The sequence below is a fragment of the Amphritea sp. genome, assembly GCF_050300915.1.
Lineage (GTDB): Bacteria > Pseudomonadota > Gammaproteobacteria > Pseudomonadales > Balneatricaceae > Amphritea.
Map to the genome: position 1 here is coordinate 1 of NZ_JBNKYN010000264.1, position 507 is coordinate 507.

A 507-nucleotide genomic window follows, 5' to 3' on the forward strand; every position below is an offset into this window, starting at 1 on the left:
ATTATCAATTCTGACGGTGAATCACGGTGGTACCTTTTACACATTGATGGCATTGTTGAAGAGGGCTACCTGACCGGTTGCTGGGGAATTAGTCGAGATGTTACTGAGCGCCACCAGTATTGGTTCGACCTTGAATTTCAGGCCAATCACGATTCCTTGACATTGCTGCCCAATCGCAAGGCGTTGTATACCGATATGGAAACGCGGCTGGCAAATTTAGCCAGCGGTAAGGGTGGAAGTTGTGTTGCGTTAATGTTGATCGACCTTGATCGTTTTAAAGAGATCAACGATACCCTCGGGCACCATATGGGGGATAGATTGTTAAAACAGTTGGGGCCGCGACTGAAATCTGTTATTTCCGAAGACGAAGGTTTGGTGGCGCGATTGGGCGGTGACGAATTTGCCATTGTTGTTACCCGGCAGAATGAAGCCGAAGCGTTGGACAAAGCGTTTAAAGTGCTGATGGCAATTAAGGGAACATTTGAGCTTGGGGGGTTTAGAACTGAT

General features: G+C 47.5%; 1 protein-coding gene. It reads left to right on the forward strand.

The window, feature by feature from the left end; genetic code table 11:
- Positions 1-507: diguanylate cyclase domain-containing protein (locus ACQY8X_RS21230; protein WP_428037112.1), on the forward strand; the 507-nt coding region annotated here is incomplete at both ends.